This is a genomic window from Catellatospora sp. KI3 (assembly GCF_029948125.1).
Lineage (GTDB): Bacteria > Actinomycetota > Actinomycetes > Mycobacteriales > Micromonosporaceae > Catellatospora.
The window spans coordinates 37,716-55,792 of the sequence record NZ_JASAMB010000026.1; the positions used below are offsets into that span (position 1 = coordinate 37,716).

Here is an 18,077-nt window from a genome sequence, read left to right on the forward strand (position 1 = left end):
GGAACGGGTGGTCACTTGACCGCGCCGGTGCTGATTCCGGTGCGCCAGAAGCGCTGGAGCAGCAGGAAGGCGACGGCGAGGGGTGTGATGGAGATCAGCGAGCCGACGATGACCATGCCGCGCAGCTCGGGGACCTGGGCGATCTGCGTGTTCCAGGTGTAGAGGCCGAGGGTGACCGGGAAGAGCCGCTCGTCGCTGAGCATGATCAGCGGCAGCAGGAAGTTGTTCCAGACGGCCACGAAGTGGAACAGGAAGATCGTCACGAGTGCCGGGGCCATCAGCCGGGCGGAGATGGTGAAGAAGGTGCGGACCTCGCCGGCGCCGTCGATGCGGGAGGCCTCCAGCAGCCCGTCGGGGACGCCCGCGGCGGCGTAGACCCTGGCCAGGTACACCCCGAACGGGTTGACCAGGCTGGGCAGGAAGACCGCCCAGAAGGTGTTGGTCGCGTGGACCTGGCTGAAGATGAGGAACAGCGGCAGCGCCAGCGCGGTCGCCGGGACCAGCACCCCGCTGAGCACCACGTTGAAGATGAGCTCACGGCCGGGGAAGCGGTACTTGGCCAGCGCGTACCCGCACATGGCTGCCAGCAGCGTGCCCAGCAGCGCGGCGCCCGCGGTGTAGGCGAGGCTGTTGAGCGTCCAGCGCAGGAACAGCCCGTCGCGGTAGCTCATCAGCTCGCCGAGGTTGTCCAGCAGCCGGAAGTCGGCGAACCAGAGCGAGTCGGTGCCGGTGAACTGCTCGCGGCTCTTGGTCGCGCCGACGAGCAGCCACCACAGCGGCAGCAGGAAGTAGACGGTGCAGACGCCCATGATGAGCATGGCCGCCGAGCGGGGCAGGACGCTGCCGCGTTCGCGCGGCCGGGTCTCGGCGGGGGTGACGATCGCGGTCGGGGCAGTGGTCACGGGTTGCTCCTGCGCTGTGCGGTCTTGAGGAAGGCGAAGGAGAGGACGAAGGTCGTCAGCGCCAGCACCACGGAGAACGCGGCCGCCAGGTGGAAGTTCGGGATCGACGACAGCGACAGCACCGTGAGGTTGGGCGTGTAGGTGCTCGACACGGCGGAGCTGAAGCTGCGGAAGACCTGGGGTTCGGACAGCAGCTGCAGGGTGCCGATGATGGAGAAGACAGCGGTGAGCACGATCGCCGGGCGGACCATCGGGATCTTGATGGACCAGGCGATGCGCAGGCGGCCCGCACCGTCGAGCCGGGCGGCCTCGTACATCTCGGTGGGGATCGACATCAGGGCCGAGTAGATGATCAGCATGTTGTAGCCGACGTAGACCCAGGTGACGACGTTGGCGATGGACCACAGCACGGTGTCGGCCGACAGCAGGTCGAACGTGCTGGTGATCGGCTTGAGCGGCGACAGGTTGGGCGAGTAGAGAAAGCCCCACATGATGGCGGCGACGACGCCGGGCACGGCGTAGGGCACGAAGAAGGCCAGCCGGAAGAAGCGGCGGCCGGTCACCAGGCCCGAGTCGAGGAGCAGCGCCAGGGCCAGGGCGAGGCCGAGCATGACCGGCACCTGGATCGCGCCGAAGGCCAGCATGCGGCCGACCGACCGCCAGAACGGCCCGTCGCTGAACACCAGCCGGTACTGGGTGAGGCCGCCGAAGACCTCCTGGGCGGGGCCGTAGGTGCCGGTGCGCTGCACGGTGTACAGCGACTGCACCACCGCGTAGACGATCGGGACGAGGTAGAACAGCAGGAACAGGACGGCGAACGGGCCGACGAACACGGCGGCGGCGCGGGCGTACCGGATGCGCCCGCGCCGGGCCGGGGTACGCGCGGGCGGCCGGTCCTGCGCCAGGGGCTCGGTGGTGGTGGCGAGCTGCGTCATCGGGACTGCTCCTGTCTGACCACGCGCACCGCGCCGGCGGGCACGCGCAGCACGGTGCCGACGTGCTCGCCGGTGATCAGCTCGTGGCCGGTGAGGTGGTGTTCGATCTCCTTCGCGCCGTGGTTGACCACGAAGGTGTAGCGGTGCTGCCCGCCGCGGCGGCGCACGACCTCGACCGTGCCGTCGCTCTCGGGCCCGGCGGCGGTGGCGCCCGCTTCGCGCAGCGCGCGGCGCAGCACGTCACGCAGGTCCGCCGGGTCGAGCGCGGTCGCGACGTACCAGGCCTGCCCGGAGCCGTGGCGGTTGCGGGTGACCGCGGGCACGCCGGGCAGCGGCCCGTCGGCGTAGCTGTCGATGGTCTCGGCGCCGGTGGTGCGCAGCAGCTCGGTCCAGGTGCCCGCGCGGGCGCCGCTGGCGAGGGTGGTCTCGTCGCCCGGCAGCAGCGGCACGAACTCCTCGACCGTCACGCCGAGCAGGTCGCGGAACGCGCCCGGGTAGCCGCCGAGCCGGACCCGGTCGTGCTCGTCGACGATCCCGCTGTAGAAGGTGACCACGGCGTGGCCGCCGGCTCGGACGTAGTCGGACAGGGCGGCCGCGTCGGTGTCGCGGACCAGGTGCAGGCAGGGCACGATCACGGCGCGGTAGCGGCTCAGGTCCGCCGAGGGCGCGACGATGTCGGTGGTGACGCCGAGTTCGCGCAGCGCGCGGTAGGCGGCGTGGACCTGGTCGAGGTAGCGCACGCCCTGCGACGGTCGCGCCTCGGTGTCGGTGGCCCACCAGGACTCCCAGTCGAACAGCAGCGCGGTGTCGGCCTCGACGGTGCTGCCGGTGATCTCCGCGAGCCGGTCGAGGGTCGACGACAGTTCGAGGACCTCGCGCCAGGCGGTGGTCTCGGTCCCCGCGTGGGGCACGATCGCGGAGTGGAACTTCTCGGTGCCCTGCGCGGAGGCCCGCCACTGGAAGAAGCAGAGCGAGTCGGCGCCGCGCGCGACATGGGTCAGCGAGTTGCGAAGCAGCTGGCCGGGTGCTTTGGGCAGGTTGTACGGCTGCCAGTTGACCGCGCCGACGGCCTGCTCCATGAGCATCCAGGGGCGCCCGCCGGCCAGGCCCCGGGTCAGGTCGGCGGCGAACGACAGCTCGGCGACGGGGTCGGCCAGCCGGTGGTCGAGGTAGTGGTCGTTGGCGATGAGGTCCATCGCCGGGGCCCACTTCCAGTAGTCCAGGTTGCGGATGTGGGCGGTGACCATGAAGTTGGTGGTCACGGGTGCGCTGGAGTGCCGGCGCAGCACCTGCTCCTCGGCCAGGTAGCAGTCGAGCAGGGCGTCGGAGCTGAAGCGCTGGAAGTCGAGCAGCTGGGCGGGGTTGCGCGCCGACAGCGCGAGCCGGGGCGGCTGGATCTCGGCCCAGTCGCCGTAGCGCTGGCTCCAGAACGCGGTGCCCCAGGCCTGGTTGAGGGTGTCGAGGTCGCCGTAGCGGTCGGCGAGCCAGGTCCGGAACGCCTGGGCGCTGGTGTCGTCGTAGCACAGGGCGTTGTGGCAGCCGAGCTCGTTGGACACGTGCCACATGGCCAGGGCCGGGTGGTTGCCGTAGCGCCGTGCGACCTGCTCGACCAGGGCGAGGGCGTGCTGCCGGAACACCGGTGAGCTCGGGCACCAGGCCTGCCTGCCGCCGGGGAAGCGGGTGGTGCCGTCGGCCGTCACGGGCAGCACCTCGGGGTGCTGGTGGGTCAGCCACGGCGGGGGAGAGGCGGTGCCGGTGCCGAGGTTGACGCGGACGCCGTTGGCGTGCAGCAGGTCCATGATCTGGTCGAGGGCGGCGAAGTCGTACCGGCCGGGCTGCGGCTCGATGGCGGACCAGCCGAAGATGTTGATCGCCACGAGGTCGATGCCGGCGGCGCGCATCAGGGCCATGTCCTGGTCCCACACGCTCGCGGGCCACTGTTCGAAGTTGTAGTCGCAGCCCAGGACGATGCCGGGGGACGCGAGCGCGGGGTGAGTGTGGCCGCGTGGCTGGTTCGGCATGGACCTTCCCTCTGTGCTGTGGGCGTTTGCCCAGGTGGAGCGTGTGTGCACGAGCACACATCCAACCGTGAAACGGTACGGATGAAGAATGTGTGAACGAGCACACACGCTAGCCACGGGCCCTGAGCGACGTCAAGTGGCTTCGTTTACAGTGACGACGTGACCACATCCGGTGCGCCCCGGCGATCCACCGTGAAGGACATCGCCGCCGCGGCGGGCGTGTCTCGCGGCACGGTGAACCGCGTGCTCAACGGCGGTTACGTCTCACCCGAGGCCCGCGCCGCGATCGAGTCGGCCATCGCCGAGGTCGGCTACGTGCCCAACACCGCGGCGCGCAACCTCAAGCGCCGCCGGTCCGAGGCCGTGGGCTTCCTGGCCCTGGAGCCGCACACCGTGCTGCTGGAGGACCCCAACATCGGGGCCATCATGCTGGGCGCCAACGCCGCGCTGTCGCTGGCCGGATACCAGATGGTCAGCCTGGTGATCGACTCCGACCGCGACACCGAACGGGTCGCCCGCTACCTCAGCGGCGGCTTCGTCGACGGCGCGATCATCGTCTCCGCGCGCGCCTACGACCCGATCACCAGGCTCATCGGGCAGATCGGCCTGCCCGCGGTGTTCGTGGGGCACCCACCCGACCTGAACAACGCCATCCCGTTCGTGGGCATCGACAACGTCGGCTCCGCCCGGGAGGTCACCCGGCGCCTGGTGGCGACCGGCCGCCGCCGCGTCGGCATGATCGCGTCCGCGCTCAACCGCGACTCCGGCACCGACCGCCTCACCGGGTTCCGGGAGGCCCTCGGCGACCTCTTCGACGCCTCGCTGGTGGCCGAGGTGCCGCTCTACGACTACGCCGGCGGCGTCACCGGCATGCGGGAGCTGCTCGCGCGCGAGCCCGGCATCGACGGGGTGTTCGCCGCCTGCGACGCGGTCGCCGCCGGGGCGATGCAGGTGCTGCGCGAGACCGGCCGCGAGGTCCCGGCCGACGTCGGGGTGGTGGGCTTCGACGACAGCTCATGGGCTGCCCGCACCCAGCCGCCGCTGTCGACCGTGCACCAGCCCGCGCGCGAGATCGGCCGCAACGCGGCCGAACTGGTGCACCGGCAGATCCTCGGCCACGAGGACGTGCCGCCCAGCGTCCTGCTGCCCTCGCCCGTCGTCTGGCGGCAGTCGGCCTGAGCACCGGCCGGGTGCCCAGAAAATGGGCATCTCCGGCGGCGTCCGCTGAGGACTTCGCCTCATGTCTCCGATCGCGACCGTCACTACGTTGAGAGACCTCGCTCTCTCGCGGAACGTAGGAGGTCGCGCATGACAAGAGACTGGATGAGACGGCCGGTGCGGACGCTCTGCCTCGGCGCCGGCGGCGCGGGGCTGGTGCTGGCCGCGGCCCTGGTGGCGCTGACCCCGGCGGCGAGCGCCGCCGAGCTGGTGGTGCAGGCCGAGGCGTACTCGGCCCAGTCTGGCGGCGTCGTCGAGGCGACCGTGGACACCGGCGGCGGCTCCGACGTCGGCTACCTGTCCCGCGGGGACTGGCTGCGCTACGACGGGGTGGACCTGGGCGCCTCCGGCGCGATGAACGTCTCCGTCCGCGTCGCCTCCGCCACCGGCGGCCCGGGGACGGTCGAGCTGCGCACCGGGTCCCTGACCGGGCCGGTGCTGGCGCAGTTCACCATCACGGCCACCGGCGGCTGGCAGACGTGGACCACCAAGACGGTGAGCCTCACCAGCCACCCGGTCGGTACGCAGTCGGTCTACGCCGTGATGGCCAACGCCGGCAGCGGCGCCGACTTCGTCAACCTCAACTGGCTGTCGTTCAACGCCGGCGGCCCGGCCAGCGGCTGGGTGAACGTCGACCCGGTGAAGTGGGGCGCGCAGCTGGCCGCCTTCCGGGCGATGGCCATGGCCCCCGCGCCGCCCGACGCCGTACGGGTGCCGGAGTTCAACGCGACGTGCACGTACAGCCACTCGCTCAAGGACGACCCGATCGTCTTCCCCCGGCTGCCCGGCGCCTCGCACATGCACACGTTCTTCGGCAACCGCGGCGCCAATGCGAACTCCACCGTGGACAGCCTGCGCGCGAACACCGCCACGACCTGCGCCCCGGCCCCCGCCGACCTCTCGGCGTACTGGGTGCCGACCCTGTACGAGCGCGGTACGGCGGTGGAACCGAAGGGCATCGTGGTCTACTACGGCTCGCGGCTGGCCGATCCCGGCCAGACGGTGCCCTTCCCGCGGGGCTTCGAGATGATCGCGGGCGACGCCCGTCTGCAGGCGCCCACCCCGGCCGGGTCGGTGAACCAGTTCTACTGCGTGGGCGGGACCACCGGCGGCGCGATCGGGCGCAGCGCCGACGGGAACTGGCCGGTCTGCTCGCCGGGCGGGACGCTGATGTTCCAGCTCGTGTTCCCGGACTGCTGGGACGGCACGCACCTGGACAGCCCCGACCACAGGTCGCACGTGGCGTACACGCCGAACGGGACCTGCCCGAGCGCTTTCCCCGTCGCGATCCCGTCGCTCTCGTTCGTCATCGCGTACCCCACCGCGGGCAGCGCGGACGGGTTCACCCTGGCATCGGGGATGGCCTCGTCCATGCACGGCGACTTCTTCAACGCCTGGGACGACGAAGCGCAGGGGCACCGGGTGAAGAACTGCATCGTCCAGTCGGCCAAGTGCAACACCGCCGGGCAGTTCTGAGCACGCGTCCGGGCGGGCCGGTGCCCGCCCGGACGCGGCCGCCCGGCGTCAACTGATCGTGATCGTGTTGATGTCGGGGGCCGACCCGGCGTCGTTGAAGAACCGGATCCAGCACGCGCCCCGAGGCAGCCGCAGCCGCACCGACACCCGCGCCGGGATCAGCCAGCTGCGGGCCCCGGCCAGCGTCAACACCCGCACCGGCCCGTCGTCGACAGCGACCTTGAGGGTACGCGGCTGCTCGGTCTCGTACACGATGGTCAGGGTCCGCACACCCGCCTGCGGCACTCCCGCGACCCGGACGGCGAGGGTGTTCGGGCCGCCGATGTAACCGACCCGGCTGCCGTCCACGCAGCTGGGGCAGTCGATCACCCGGGCACCCGCGCGGAGGTTGGCCGGATCGGCGGCGTGCACGGTGATCGGCCGGAACCGGCTGGTCGCCGACGCGACCGGCCGGGCCGACGGCGATCGGGTCGGCGGCCCGGGTGCCGGCGACGGCCGCCCGGACGGCGCCGCGGCGGACGGCCGTGCCGCGGGCACCGCGCCGGGCTGCGGCATGAGCAGCGGCGGCACCACGACGATCGTGGCGCCGACCGCCACGACCAGGGCAGACCAGCCCAGCAGCCGCGAGGACAGGAGGGGCACGCCGCTACCGCTGCCCGGTCCACACGGCGACCGCCTCGGTGCGGCGGCGTACGCCCAGCTTGGTGAAGATGTGCTGCACGTGGTTCTTGACCGTCTTCTCGGTCAGCAGCAGCCGGTGGCCGATGGCGGCATTGGACAGACCCTGGGCCAGCTGCGCCAGCACCTCCTGCTCCCGCCGGGTCAGGCCGAACCGGGACCTGGCCAGCAGCCGCCGCTCGGCGAGGTCGCGGCGGACCCGCTCCTGCTCGGCCTGCTCCCGTACGGTGGCGGCCGCGACGGCCGCCGCGACCGGGGAGAGCCAACCGTGCCCCGCCGCGACCGAGGCGACCGCCCGGTGCAGCTCCGGCGGGTCGAACGCGCCGTGGACGAGGTAACCGCACGCTCCGCCGCGCAGCGTGGCGGCGATGAGATCCGGACTGGCGTCACTGGTCAGCACCAGCACCCGGGTATGACCGACCAGCTCGCCCAGCACCGAGAGCCCGTCCGCCACCGGCATGCGGTGGTCCAGCAGGGTAACCGTGGGCCGGTTCCGGCGGGCCAGCGCGACCGCCTCCCGCCCGTCGGCCGCCTGCGCCGACACGCATACGTCCGGGCACAGTGCCAGGTAGCCGCTGAGCGCGGCCCGGACGATGGGATTGTCGTCCACCACCAGCACCGAGATCATGACGGCGTCGCGGCGTAGGCGGCCGCCCTGGACGAGCTGTCGGCGACCAGGGTCTCGACGACCGTGCCCCGGCCCGGCGCGGAGACCACCCGCAGCGTGCCGTCCACGGCGGCGGCCCGCTCGGCCATCCCGATCAGGCCGAGGCAGCCGCGCAATCCGGTCGGCACCCGGAAGCCGCGGCCGTTGTCGGCGACCCGCAGCGCCGTCGTCCCGGCGGCCTGGGTGAGCCGCACGGTCACCGCCGACGCCCCGGCATGGCGCGCGACGTTCACCAGCGACTCGCGCAGGATCTGGCCCAGCTCGTAGCGCAGGTCCACCGGCAGGTCGACCGGCGCGACGGACACCTCGACCACGACGCCTTCACGCTCGCTCCACTGTCGACAGACCTGTTCGACCGTCGCCGCGAACTCCTGAGCCGGGTCGTCCAGGCGCAGCCCTTCGAGCACCTGCCGCGCCTGCTCCGCCGCCGCCGTCGCGCCCGCCGACACCGTCGCGGCCAGCTGCTCGGCCAGGCCCGGCTGCCGGCGCAGCGAAGCGGGCAGCGCCAGCGCGGCGAACGACACCCCGCGCAGCGTCTTGGTGACCGAGTCGTGCAGCTCCCGGGCGAGCCGCGCCCGCTCCGAGGCCGCCGCCGTACGCTGTGCCGCCGCGAGCAGGTAGACCGACGACTCGACGTAACCGGCCACGGCGGCCGTGGTCACGGCGGCGGCTACGGCGGCGAGCACGTTCGCGATCGGGAAGGCCAGGATGAACCCGGCCAGGCTCGGCGCGTCCGCCACCGAGTCGAGCAACCGGGCGGCGACCAGGTAGCCGAGCCCGGCGTAGCCTGCGGCGAGCAGCAGTGACCGCAGGCCGACGAGCACGCCCGCCAGCGCGCTCGCGCCGACGGCGCAGCAGAAGAAGGCGACGTCGCCGCGATCGAGTCCGAGCACGATGACGACGAGCGCGGCGTCCCCGGCCAGGACCGGGAAGGGGCGGTCGACCAGCCGGGGGTGGCGCACCAGACAGACCAGGGCGAGGACCGCCGTGCACAGGACCAGCAGGATGACGGCCAGCAGCGGGGCGGGCCGGGTGCTCAGGCGGAGCAGTCCGCCGGTGACGGCGAGGGTCGCCGCCGTGCGGCCGAGCAGCACCGCCCGCGCGACAGCGGCCCGCGCGACGATGCGGTCGAGGGGTCCGGCTGTCGTGGTCACGAGGTTGCCCGGGGCATGCGCGATACCTGACGATCTTTGGGGGAGCGCTCTCTCTGAGGATCGGCCAACCGATCGGAGGTTGTCAAGATATGTATCGACGGCGAACCGCCCCGGCGTCAGCGGGCGGTGCTCTGGCGCCGGACGAGTTCGGCCGGGAACAGCGTGCGGTGGCCGGACGTGATGTCGCCGGACAGCAGCAGCCGCACGGCGGCGGCGGCCATCTCCTCGACCGGCAGGCGCATCGTGCTCAGTGGTGGGTTCGTGCAGCTGGCAGCCACACTGTCGTCGAACCCGATGACGCTGACATCCTCGGGCACGCGGCGACCACACGCCGTGAGCGCCTGCACCACGCCGGCCGCCATCAGATCGCAGGCCACGAAGACGGCGTCGAGGTCGGGGTGCTGCGCCAGCAGCTGCTGCGCGGCCTGGTAGCCGCCCTCCCGGGTGAAGGGGGCGGCCGCGCTTACCTCGGCCAGGCCCAGCTGCTCGACGGCGCGCAGGTGCCCGATGCGCCGATCGGCGGCGCAGCTGCTGATCACCGGGCCGTGGATCGCGGCGATCCGGCGGCGGCCGAGGCGGTGCAGCTCCGTGACCGCCGCGTACGCCCCGCCGATGTTGTCGGCGACCATCGCCGGGACCGTGGCCGCGGTCGGCACCAGCGAGACGGTGCGGCGGCACCGGCGGTGGAACCGCGCGGCCAGCGTCGGGGTGACATCGGACAGCACCGCGCCGAGGGTGACCCCGGCGGCGATCTCGTCCAGTGCCTCGGGTGCCGAATCGTGGCTGAGGGCGTGCACCCGCAACTGCGCGCCCGCGTCGGCCAGCAGCGGCATCATCCCGGCCAGGACCCGGCTGTAGTAGGGATTCGAGCCCAGCCATCCGCCGGGCGGATTGCAGGTCACGGCGATCACGTCGACCGCCCGCGGCCGTCCGGAAGCCAGGGCGCGGGCGGCCTCGTTGGGCAGGTAGCCGAGTTTGGCCACCGCCTCGTGCACCCGGACCCGAAGCGGCCCGGAGGCGCCGGGCGCGTTGTTGATCACTCGTGAGGCGGTCGCCCGGGACACCCCGGCGACCCGCGCCACATCATCGATCGTCGGCTTGGCACTGCTCATGACGCACCTGAACCCTCCGTCGCGTCCGGGAAGCGGTATCCCGACGGTACCGGAGAGAGCGCTCTCACTGGAAGCGGTCCCACGCGGTTAGCGCTCAGGCGGAATCGCAGTGCCGGTCGAGCACGTCGCGGTACAGCTGCTGCCACGCGTCCTGCCGGCTCATCGCGCCCACCGCGGCCAGCCGGTCGACCGCCGACTCCACCAGGGCCACCATCGCGACGGTCTGCGGTGAGGCCTCGTGTACGCCCAGCGCCTGCAGTTCCCGCAGCAGCTGCGCACCGGAGTTCGGGTCGGCCAGGTCGGCTACCCGCTCGCGCTGGGACTTGAGCACGGCCTGGGCCACCGACAGCGCGAAATGGACGTCGCGGCAGACCTCGTGGCCCTCGAGCTGCCAGATCGGTTGGACCTCCTGCAGTTTGCCGATCTGCGCCAGGGTGTCGCCGTCGGCGACTGGCTCGGTCATGGTCTGCCTCCCGCATCACGGTTGCCGCCGGCCGGCTCGGCGCCGACCGTTTCGCTGCGGGGCCTATGTCCGGCCGGTGCCCGGCCCAAACGCCGAAGACCGGGTGCCGGGGCGCCGTCAGACCGCGGCCAGCACTGCCGGTATCTCGTCGGCCAGTTCCCGCGCGAGGAAGCCGATCCGGCCGAAGCGCGGCGCCAGCCGCTGGGCGCTGCCCGCATGGGCGTACGCGGCCCAGCAGGCCGCCTGCGCCGGCTCCGCGCCCCGGGCCAGCAGGCCGGTCACCAGGCCCGCCCGCACGTCACCGCTGCCCGAGGTGCCGAGCCCCGCGCCGCCGGTCTGCTCCCACCACAGGCGACCGTCCGGATCGGCGACACGGCCGAACAGCGACACCACCGACCGGTACCGGCGCGCGATCCGCCGCGCCGCGTCGGCCAGGTCGTCGCCCAGCTCGTCGTCGCCGAGCAGGTACCGGGCCTCCTCCAGGTTCGGCGTGAGCAGGTGGCGGCCCGGCCGGCCGGTGATCAGCGCGGGCTCGCGGCTCAGCGCGCCGAGGGCGTACGCGTCGAGCACGATCGTCGCGTCGGGCGCCGCCGCGTCCAGCACGTACCGCATGATGGCCGCGGTGTGGTCGAGGTCGCCCAGGCCGGGTCCGATCGCGATGGCCGAGGCCCCGGCGGCCAGCTCCGCCAACCGGCCGGGCAGCGGGCCCGGCACCTCGGGCAGGTCGAGCACCAGCGCCTCCGGCATCTGGATGCTCAGCGCCGCCGCGGTGGACTCCGCCACGGCCAGCTGCAGCACCCCGGCACCGGCCCGCAGCGCGGCCACCCCGGCCAGCAGGACCGCCCCGGGCGTGTGCCGGGAACCGCCGATGACCAGGGCCGTGCCCCGGCTGTCCTTGGCGCCGTCCGGCTGCGGCAGGGGCCAGTCGCGCAGCAGCTGCACCGTGACGATCGCGGGCTCAGACGGGCTCGGCACGTACGCCCTCCTCGGCGGTGGGCCGGGTGTCCTCGGCCCGCAGGTGGGTGATGTCGTTGAACACCCCGGCGACCAGCCGGCCCGCCGCGTCGCGGGCCCAGGTGCCGACCGAGGCGTTGGCGATGACCTGCCGCCGGGCGCTGTCCATGAGCTGCTCCTCGCTCAGGTCCTCGACCAGGTAGCGGACGAGCTGCACGACCACGTCGTGGGTGAACAGCAGCACGCGCCCGCCGTCGTGGTCGCGGCGCAGGTCGGCCAGCAGCGAGCGCAGCCGCAGGGCCACATCGGCCCAGGACTCCCCGCCGGGCGGCCGGTAGTAGAACTTGCCCAGCCGCTGGCGCCGCTCGGCCTCCTGCGGATACAGCGTGCGCACCCCGTGCGTGGTCAGCAGGTCCAGCTGGCCCAGGTCGCGGTCGCGCAGCCGTTCGTCGCGGGAGGTGGGCCACGGTGCGCCGGCCAGTGCCGCCCGGGCGGTCTCGACCGTGCGCAGGTACGGCGACACCAGCACCAGGTCCGGCGGCGGGACCGCCCGCAGCCAGCGGTTCACGGCGCTCGCCTGCTCCAGGCCCAGCGGGGACAGGGGCACGTCGGGGTCGCGCGGGGCCAGGTCGAGCCGCTCCGCCCCGTCGCGCTCGGCCCGCAGCGCGGCGAGATTGCCGATGCTCTCGCCGTGGCGTATGACCCCCAGCCACTCCAGCTCGCCCATACGTCCCTTCCCGGTGCCGTCTGGAGGGGGCGTACCCCGTCCGTCCGCCGCGCAATCATCGCCTGCGGGCACGGAGCGGTGCCGCCGTGTGGCACGGCGGCACCGCTGCGCGGACGGGGGCTCGCTCAGGCGGCGAGGACCGGCAGGTGGATCGACCCGGAGCAGGTCGTCGATCCGACGTTCTTCACGTAGAAGACGATCTGCCGCGCGGCCGCGCCGCTGGGCTCGATGATCTGGCGGTAGTCCACCCGGGTGGTCTCCAGCTGGCAGCCCGAGCCGCTCGGCGAGAGGCCGACGACGTGCAGGTAGTTGCCGACCGGGGTGTACCAGACCCAGCCCACGCTGCCGCCGGGCGCCAGCGTGCCGGTGCTGACGGTGGAGCCCCCGCTGACCGTCGCCAGCTGGACGTCGGCCTGGCAGGTGATGGCACCGACGTTCTTGACCGTGAACCAGAACTGGCGGGCGGCGCCGGACTGGACGTACCAGCTGCGCACGACCTGCCACTGGCACGCGGAACCGCTGGTGGCGCCGCTGGCCTTGATCCCGGCCAGGTACGTCAGGCCGGCCGGGAGGTTGGTCCACAGGTAGGTCTGGCTGCCGCCGGGGACGACGCCGCCGGTGGAGCCGATCGTCCACGACGACACGCCCGACAGCAGGACCGTGGTGCCGCAGGCGATGGTGCCCACGTTCTTCAGGGTGAACTGGAACCGGCGCTCGCCGCCGTACACCTGCAGGTAGCGGCTGTCGGTGGTCGAGAACTGGCAGGGCGCGGAGGTGCTGGCGCCGGCCGGGACGTAGCCGACGGCGTACGCGACGTCGGCCGGGGCGTTGTTCCAGGTCCAGGTCTGCGACCCGCCCACGGCGACGGTGCCGGTGTACCAGGTCGAGTTGATGCCGATCTTGCCGGTCGCCGCGGCGGCCGCCCGCGCGTCGAGCTTCGGTGTGCCGGCGGCGCCGGGCTGGGCGTGTGCCACGCCGGCGGTCGCGATCGCCGCGGACAGCGCCAGTGCGGCGACTGCGGCGCGGATGAGCGTCTTCATGAGGACTCCTCGTCCGGGTCGGGCGCCCGGCTCACCATCGAGGCTGCGCGGCCCGGCTTGGCGTCGGCTAGCCGTCGGCTAGCCGCGCTGGCCCAGGTGGTTAGACTTGTCGATGCGTCAATGTGGACGGACGGTGGTTCGGGGTGCACTGATCCGTGGGGGAGATGCATGGAATGGCGTCTGCTCGGCCCGGTCGACGCTGTCGTGGACGGTCGGCCGCTGCCGATCACCCGTCCCCAGCAGCGCGCCGTGCTGGCGTACCTGCTGCTCAACGCGAACGTGACGGTCTCGGTCGAGCAGCTGGCCGAGGCGCTGTGGGGCGGGGCCGTGCCCGCCAGCGCGCGTACGCAGATCCAGGTGTGCGTGTCCCGGCTGCGCCAGCTGGCCCGCGCGGCCGGGGCGGGCGAACCGATCGCCTCCGGGGCCGGCGGATACCGGCTCGCCGTGGCCGAGGGCGACCTGGACCTGCTGGCCTTCACCGCCCTGGCCGCAGACGCCCGGCGGCACGCCTCGGCCGGCGCGGCCGAACCCGCCGCGGCCCTGCTGCGGCAGGCGCTGGGGCTGTGGCGCGGACCCGCGCTGGCCGGCGCCGCCGCGGCGTTCGTCGGCCCGGCCGCCGCGGCCCTGCACGACGAACGGCTGGCCGCCTACGAGGACCTGTTCGAGGCCGAGCTCGCCCTCGGCCGCCACGCCGCCCTTGTCGGGCCCATGCGCGACCTGGCGGCCGAGAACCCGTGGCGGGAGCGGCTGGCGGCCCAGCTGATGACCGCGCTGGCGCGCTCGGGCGACCAGGCGCAGGCGCTGCGGGTGTACGACCAGGCCCGCCGACGCCTCGCCGACGAGCTGGGCGTCGAACCCGGCGCGCAGCTCAGCGAGGTCCACCTGCAGGTGCTGCGGCAGGGGCTGCCGCCCGGCGGTTGCGCGCCCGGCGCCGCGGCCACCGCCCCGTCCGGACCGGCCCAGCTGCCGGCGGACCTGTCCAGCTTCACCGGCCGCGAACCGGCCCTGTCCGCCCTGGACGCGATGCTGGACCGGGCCCGCGGCAGCCAGGCCACCGCCGTCGTCGCGATCGTCGGCACCGCGGGCGTCGGCAAGACCGCCCTGGCGGTCCGCTGGGCCCACCGGGTACGGCACCTGTTCGGCGACGGCCAGCTCTTCGTCGACCTGGGCGGCTTCTCGCCCACCAGCCCGATGCCGACCGCCGAGGCCCTGTCGCGGTGCCTGCGCGCCCTCGGGGTGCCGCCCGGGCAGGTGCCCGACGACCTCGACGAGGCGGCCGCGCTGCTGCGCAGCGTGCTCGCACACCGGCGGGTGCTGATCCTGCTCGACAACGCCCGCGACACCGCGCACATCCGCCAGCTGCTGCCCGGCGGCGCCGACTGCCTGGTGATCGTGACCAGTCGCGGGCGGCTCGACGGGCTCGTCGCCCGGCACGACGCGCAGCGGCTGTCGCTGGACGTGCTGTCCCCGGCCGAGGCCGACGAGCTGCTCATCCGGGTGCTGGGCAGCGAACGGGCCGCCGGGCAGCACCCCGCGATCACCCGGCTGGCGCAGGCGTGCGCCGGGCTGCCGCTGGCCCTGCGCATCGCGGCGGCGGACCTGCACGGCCGCCCGCAGGAGACGGTGGCGGCCTACCTGACCCGGCTGCGCGACGGCGACCCGCTGTCCATCCTGGCCGTGGCCGAGGACGAGCAGCTCGCCGTACGCCACGCGTTCGCGCTGTCGTACCGGGCGCTGCCCACCCCGCTGCGGCGGCTGTTCCGGCTGTTCGGGCTGGTGCCCGGCTGCGACGTGACGGCGGAGTCGGCCGCCGCGATGCTGCGCTGCCCGCCCGGCGAGGCGGCGCCGATGCTGTCCGGGCTGGCCGACGCGCACCTGGTGTTCGAGCGGGCACCCGGCCGGTTCGCCGTGCACGACCTGCTCGGCCTGTACGCGACCCAGCTGGTCGAGGGCGAGGACAACCGGCAGGTCCGGGCCGACCTGTTCGACTGGTACCTGTCCAGCCTGCACGCGGCCGCCGACCGGCTGTACCCGCAGGTGCTGCGCCTGCCGCCCGCACCGGCGCCCGCACGCCCGCCGCAGCGCTTCGCCTCGCACGTGGAGGCCCGGGCCTGGCTCGACGCGCAGCGCCACGACCTGGTGACCTCGGTGCGCCATGCCGCCGACACCGGCCTGCACACCTGCGCCTGGTCGCTGGCCGACGGGCTGCGCGGCTACCTCTGGCTGGGCATGCACACCACCGAATGGGCCGAGGTGGCCACGGTCGGCCTGGCCGCCGCCCAGGCCGACGGACACCAGCGGGCCGAGGCCGCCGCCCGGCTCAGCCTCGGCGCACTGCACTGGCGGCGCGAGCGCTTCGCCGGGGCGATCGACGAGTACGAGCGGGCGCTGGCCTGCGCCCGCCGCGCCGACTGGGCCGAGGGGCAGGCGGCGGCGCTGGGCAACCTCGGGCCGGTGTACCGCATGTCGGGTCGGCCGCAGGAGGCGCTGCGGATCCTGGCGGAGTCGCTCGCGATGAACCAGCGCGCCGGCCGGGGCGCCGGGGCCGCGGTCAACCACAACAACCTCGGCCTGGTCTGCGCCGACCTCGGTCGCCTGGAGCAGGCCGCCGCGCACTACCAGGCCGCGCTGTCGTACCAGGACGGCGCGGCGGCCAGCCGGGCGCTCACCCTGTCGAACCTGGCCCAGGTCCTGCACCTGCTCGGCCACTCCGACGAGGCCCTGCGCACGGCGACGGACGCGCTGCGCCTGCACGAGCAGACGGGCAGCCGGGGGCAGGCCACGGCACTGTGCATCCTGGCCCGCGTCCACGGCGACCGGGGCGACCGGTCGCAGGCGGTACGGCTCGCGCAGCAGGCCCTGGCCATGGCGCGTGAACCGGCCGAGCCCCGGCTGGAGGCCAGCGCCCTGCACGCCCTCGGCGTCGTCGAGCGGGACACCCGGCCGCTGGTGCAGGCCCTGTCGCTGGCCCGTGCGGCGGGTGACCGGTACATCGAGGCCGAGGTCGCCGTCAGCCTCGCCGAGCTGGACGAGCCCGCCGCGCTGTCCTGGTGCCACGCGGCACTGTCGATCGCGCGCGAGTGCGGCTACCGGGTGCTCGAAGGACGGGCGTACGCGGCCCGCGCGGTGGCCGAGCACCGCGCCGGTGCGCCGGCGGCCGCGCTGGAGTGCGCCCGGACCGCCCGGCGGCTGCACGCCGAGACCGGCCACCAGCCGGGCGCCGAACGCGCGGACAAGCTGCTGGCCCGCCTCGGCGCGACCCCGTCCTGACCGGAGCGGCTCAGGTACCCGTGTTGACCTGCGCGTACGTGGGAAGGTCAGCCGGTATGGCCAGGCCGTCCCGGACGGCCGCGGCGGTCCGCACCGACGCCGCCAGCGCGGCGCGGAACAGCAGCGAGCCGGTGCTGATCCGCCGCACGCCCAGCTCGGCCAAGGTGGCGACAGTGTGCCGACCGGGTAGGAACAGCACGTTGACCGGAACGTCGACCGCCGCCACCACCGCGGCGATCTCCGCCGGCTCGGACAGCCCGGGAACGAAGACGCCGTCCGCACCGGCGTCGGCATAGCGCCGCACCCGGCGCAGCGTCTCGGTCAGATCGCCGGGCCGCTGCCAGTGGGTGTCGGTGCGGGCGTTGACGAACAGGCCCGGCACCCGCTGCTTGATCTGCCGGATCAGTGCCGCGTGGGCCCCGGCCGGGCCCATGGCGTCCTCCACGTTGACGCCGACGGCCCCGGCCGCCGCCACCGCTGCCGCCGCCTCGACCGAACCGGTCTCGATGTCGGCGGTGAGGCAGACCGGCAGGGTGGCCAGGGCGCCGACCAGGCGCAGCGTCTCGGCCACGGTGACACCCAGACCGTCGGGCAGGCCGTGCGCGGCCGCGACCCCGAGGCTGGTCGTGCCGAGCGCCGGGAAACCGGCGTCGGCCAGGGCGCGCGCGGACGCGACATCCCACACGTTCGGCAGGACGAGCGGGTCACCGGCACGGTGCAGCGCGGCGAAGTCCCTCATGCCGCGGCTCCTTCGCTCCGGCTCGCGGCCACCAGGGCCAGGGCGTGCGCGCTGCCGGGGCAGCGGCGGGGCCCGGCACCGAACGCCAGCTCATCGGCGAGTCGCACCGACACCGTCTCGCCCGCTTCGATGGTGAGCCCGCCGACGGTCGTCGTCTCGAGGGCCCGCCGCCTGGTCGCGGGGACCGGCGGATCCGCACGCAGCACCTCCGCGACGGGGCGGTGCCGGGCGCGCTCGATCAGAGCCGAAGTCGCCGCATACGCCTGCACCAGCACCCCGATCCGGGCCGCGGTCGGCTCGTCGTGCCCGCCGAAGGCCGCGACCAGCGCCTCGACCGCCGCGTCGGCGCGCGCTTCGTCGCCGGTACCCGGCTGATAGGCCTGCGCGACCTCGCGCACCAGCTCGACGACGTCCTGCTCGACGCCCATGGCCCGCGCCAGCGCCCGCACCGGATCGGTCGGACCGCCGGTGCGCAGCACCTCCGGCGGGATCGCGTCCAGGATCGCGACCGACAGCGCCCGACGGCGCTCGTGCGCCGGTCCGTCGCTGAACCGGCCGACCGTGGCGCGCAGCCACGCCACCCCGGACTGGGCCGGGGGCACCGGCGGCACCGCGAACCGAGGGTCGGTCAATACGGCGAGAGCGGCGTCGCGGCCGCGGATCTCCTGCATACGGCAAAGCTAGGGCCATGACGGTTCGGCGTGCGCCGAAGGGACCCCAG

Annotated in this window: 16 protein-coding genes; 3 read left to right on the plus strand and 13 right to left on the minus strand. The window is 74.0% G+C overall.

Annotated elements, in window-relative coordinates; genetic code table 11:
* Positions 1–11 precede the first annotated feature (11 nt).
* Genes QEZ54_RS30800 through QEZ54_RS30810 form a run of 3 tightly spaced genes read right to left on the minus strand, consistent with a single transcriptional unit; the run spans position 12 to position 3,858 of the window.
* Positions 12–902: a carbohydrate ABC transporter permease gene (locus QEZ54_RS30800; protein WP_348650592.1), complete on the minus strand. Its 891-nt coding sequence runs from the start codon at positions 900–902 to the stop codon at positions 12–14.
* Positions 899–1,837 carry a sugar ABC transporter permease gene (locus tag QEZ54_RS30805; RefSeq protein WP_281308257.1) on the minus strand — a complete coding sequence of 313 codons (939 nt, stop codon included), beginning with the start codon at positions 1,835–1,837 and terminating at the stop codon, positions 899–901. The genes QEZ54_RS30800 and QEZ54_RS30805 overlap by 4 nt, the downstream gene beginning before the upstream one ends.
* Entirely contained in the window at positions 1,834–3,858 is a 2,025-nt protein-coding gene (locus QEZ54_RS30810) for a beta-galactosidase (RefSeq protein WP_281308258.1), read from the minus strand. Before QEZ54_RS30810 ends, QEZ54_RS30805 begins: the two co-directional genes overlap by 4 nt.
* Before the next feature lie 159 nt (positions 3,859–4,017).
* Here QEZ54_RS30810 and QEZ54_RS30815 point away from each other — a divergent pair, with 159 nt between their 5' ends.
* The gene (locus tag QEZ54_RS30815) at positions 4,018–5,037 is read left to right on the plus strand and encodes a LacI family DNA-binding transcriptional regulator (RefSeq protein WP_281308259.1); all 1,020 of its coding nucleotides are present in this window, start codon (positions 4,018–4,020) and stop codon (positions 5,035–5,037) included.
* 129 nt (positions 5,038–5,166) lie between these two features.
* Positions 5,167–6,552 carry a DUF1996 domain-containing protein gene (locus QEZ54_RS30820; RefSeq protein ID WP_281308260.1) on the plus strand — a complete coding sequence of 462 codons (1,386 nt, stop codon included), beginning with the start codon at positions 5,167–5,169 and terminating at the stop codon, positions 6,550–6,552.
* Between the two features lie 48 nt (positions 6,553–6,600).
* On the opposite strand, the gene QEZ54_RS30825 is transcribed toward QEZ54_RS30820, so the two are convergent.
* The 8 genes from QEZ54_RS30825 to QEZ54_RS30860 form a co-directional block, all read right to left on the minus strand.
* A complete protein-coding gene (locus QEZ54_RS30825; RefSeq protein ID WP_281308261.1) occupies positions 6,601–7,194 on the minus strand; it encodes a hypothetical protein in 594 nt (197 codons plus the stop codon).
* 4 nt (positions 7,195–7,198) lie between these two features.
* Complete coding sequence (locus tag QEZ54_RS30830; protein WP_281308262.1) at positions 7,199–7,840, minus strand: response regulator transcription factor; 642 nt, start codon at positions 7,838–7,840, stop codon at positions 7,199–7,201.
* 14 nt (positions 7,841–7,854) lie between these two features.
* Positions 7,855–9,051: a histidine kinase gene (locus tag QEZ54_RS30835; protein ID WP_281308263.1), complete on the minus strand. Its 1,197-nt coding sequence runs from the start codon at positions 9,049–9,051 to the stop codon at positions 7,855–7,857.
* A 116-nt stretch (positions 9,052–9,167) separates the two neighbouring features.
* The gene (locus QEZ54_RS30840) at positions 9,168–10,163 is read right to left on the minus strand and encodes a LacI family DNA-binding transcriptional regulator (RefSeq protein ID WP_281308264.1); all 996 of its coding nucleotides are present in this window, start codon (positions 10,161–10,163) and stop codon (positions 9,168–9,170) included.
* Between the two features lie 94 nt (positions 10,164–10,257).
* Positions 10,258–10,626 carry a hypothetical protein gene (locus QEZ54_RS30845; protein ID WP_281308265.1) on the minus strand — a complete coding sequence of 123 codons (369 nt, stop codon included), beginning with the start codon at positions 10,624–10,626 and terminating at the stop codon, positions 10,258–10,260.
* A 117-nt stretch (positions 10,627–10,743) separates the two neighbouring features.
* Positions 10,744–11,601: an NAD(P)H-hydrate dehydratase gene (locus QEZ54_RS30850; RefSeq protein ID WP_281308266.1), complete on the minus strand. Its 858-nt coding sequence runs from the start codon at positions 11,599–11,601 to the stop codon at positions 10,744–10,746.
* Positions 11,585–12,307 (minus strand): histidine phosphatase family protein, encoded by a 723-nt coding sequence (locus QEZ54_RS30855; protein ID WP_281308267.1) that lies wholly within the window; start codon positions 12,305–12,307, stop codon positions 11,585–11,587. Before QEZ54_RS30855 ends, QEZ54_RS30850 begins: the two co-directional genes overlap by 17 nt.
* 125 nt (positions 12,308–12,432) lie before the next feature.
* Positions 12,433–13,347 carry a hypothetical protein gene (locus QEZ54_RS30860; protein ID WP_281308268.1) on the minus strand — a complete coding sequence of 305 codons (915 nt, stop codon included), beginning with the start codon at positions 13,345–13,347 and terminating at the stop codon, positions 12,433–12,435.
* A gap of 168 nt (positions 13,348–13,515) precedes the next feature.
* Between QEZ54_RS30860 and QEZ54_RS30865 the strand changes: the two genes are divergently transcribed.
* The gene (locus tag QEZ54_RS30865; RefSeq protein ID WP_281308269.1) at positions 13,516–16,617 is read left to right on the plus strand and encodes a BTAD domain-containing putative transcriptional regulator; all 3,102 of its coding nucleotides are present in this window, start codon (positions 13,516–13,518) and stop codon (positions 16,615–16,617) included.
* A gap of 10 nt (positions 16,618–16,627) precedes the next feature.
* On the opposite strand, the gene QEZ54_RS30870 is transcribed toward QEZ54_RS30865, so the two are convergent.
* Together QEZ54_RS30870 and QEZ54_RS30875 are read right to left on the minus strand one after the other, a co-directional pair.
* Entirely contained in the window at positions 16,628–17,356 is a 729-nt protein-coding gene (locus tag QEZ54_RS30870; protein ID WP_281308270.1) for an isocitrate lyase/phosphoenolpyruvate mutase family protein, read from the minus strand.
* Positions 17,353–18,027 (minus strand): hypothetical protein, encoded by a 675-nt coding sequence (locus QEZ54_RS30875; RefSeq protein ID WP_281308271.1) that lies wholly within the window; start codon positions 18,025–18,027, stop codon positions 17,353–17,355. Before QEZ54_RS30875 ends, QEZ54_RS30870 begins: the two co-directional genes overlap by 4 nt.
* Between the last annotated feature and the right edge of the window lie 50 nt (positions 18,028–18,077).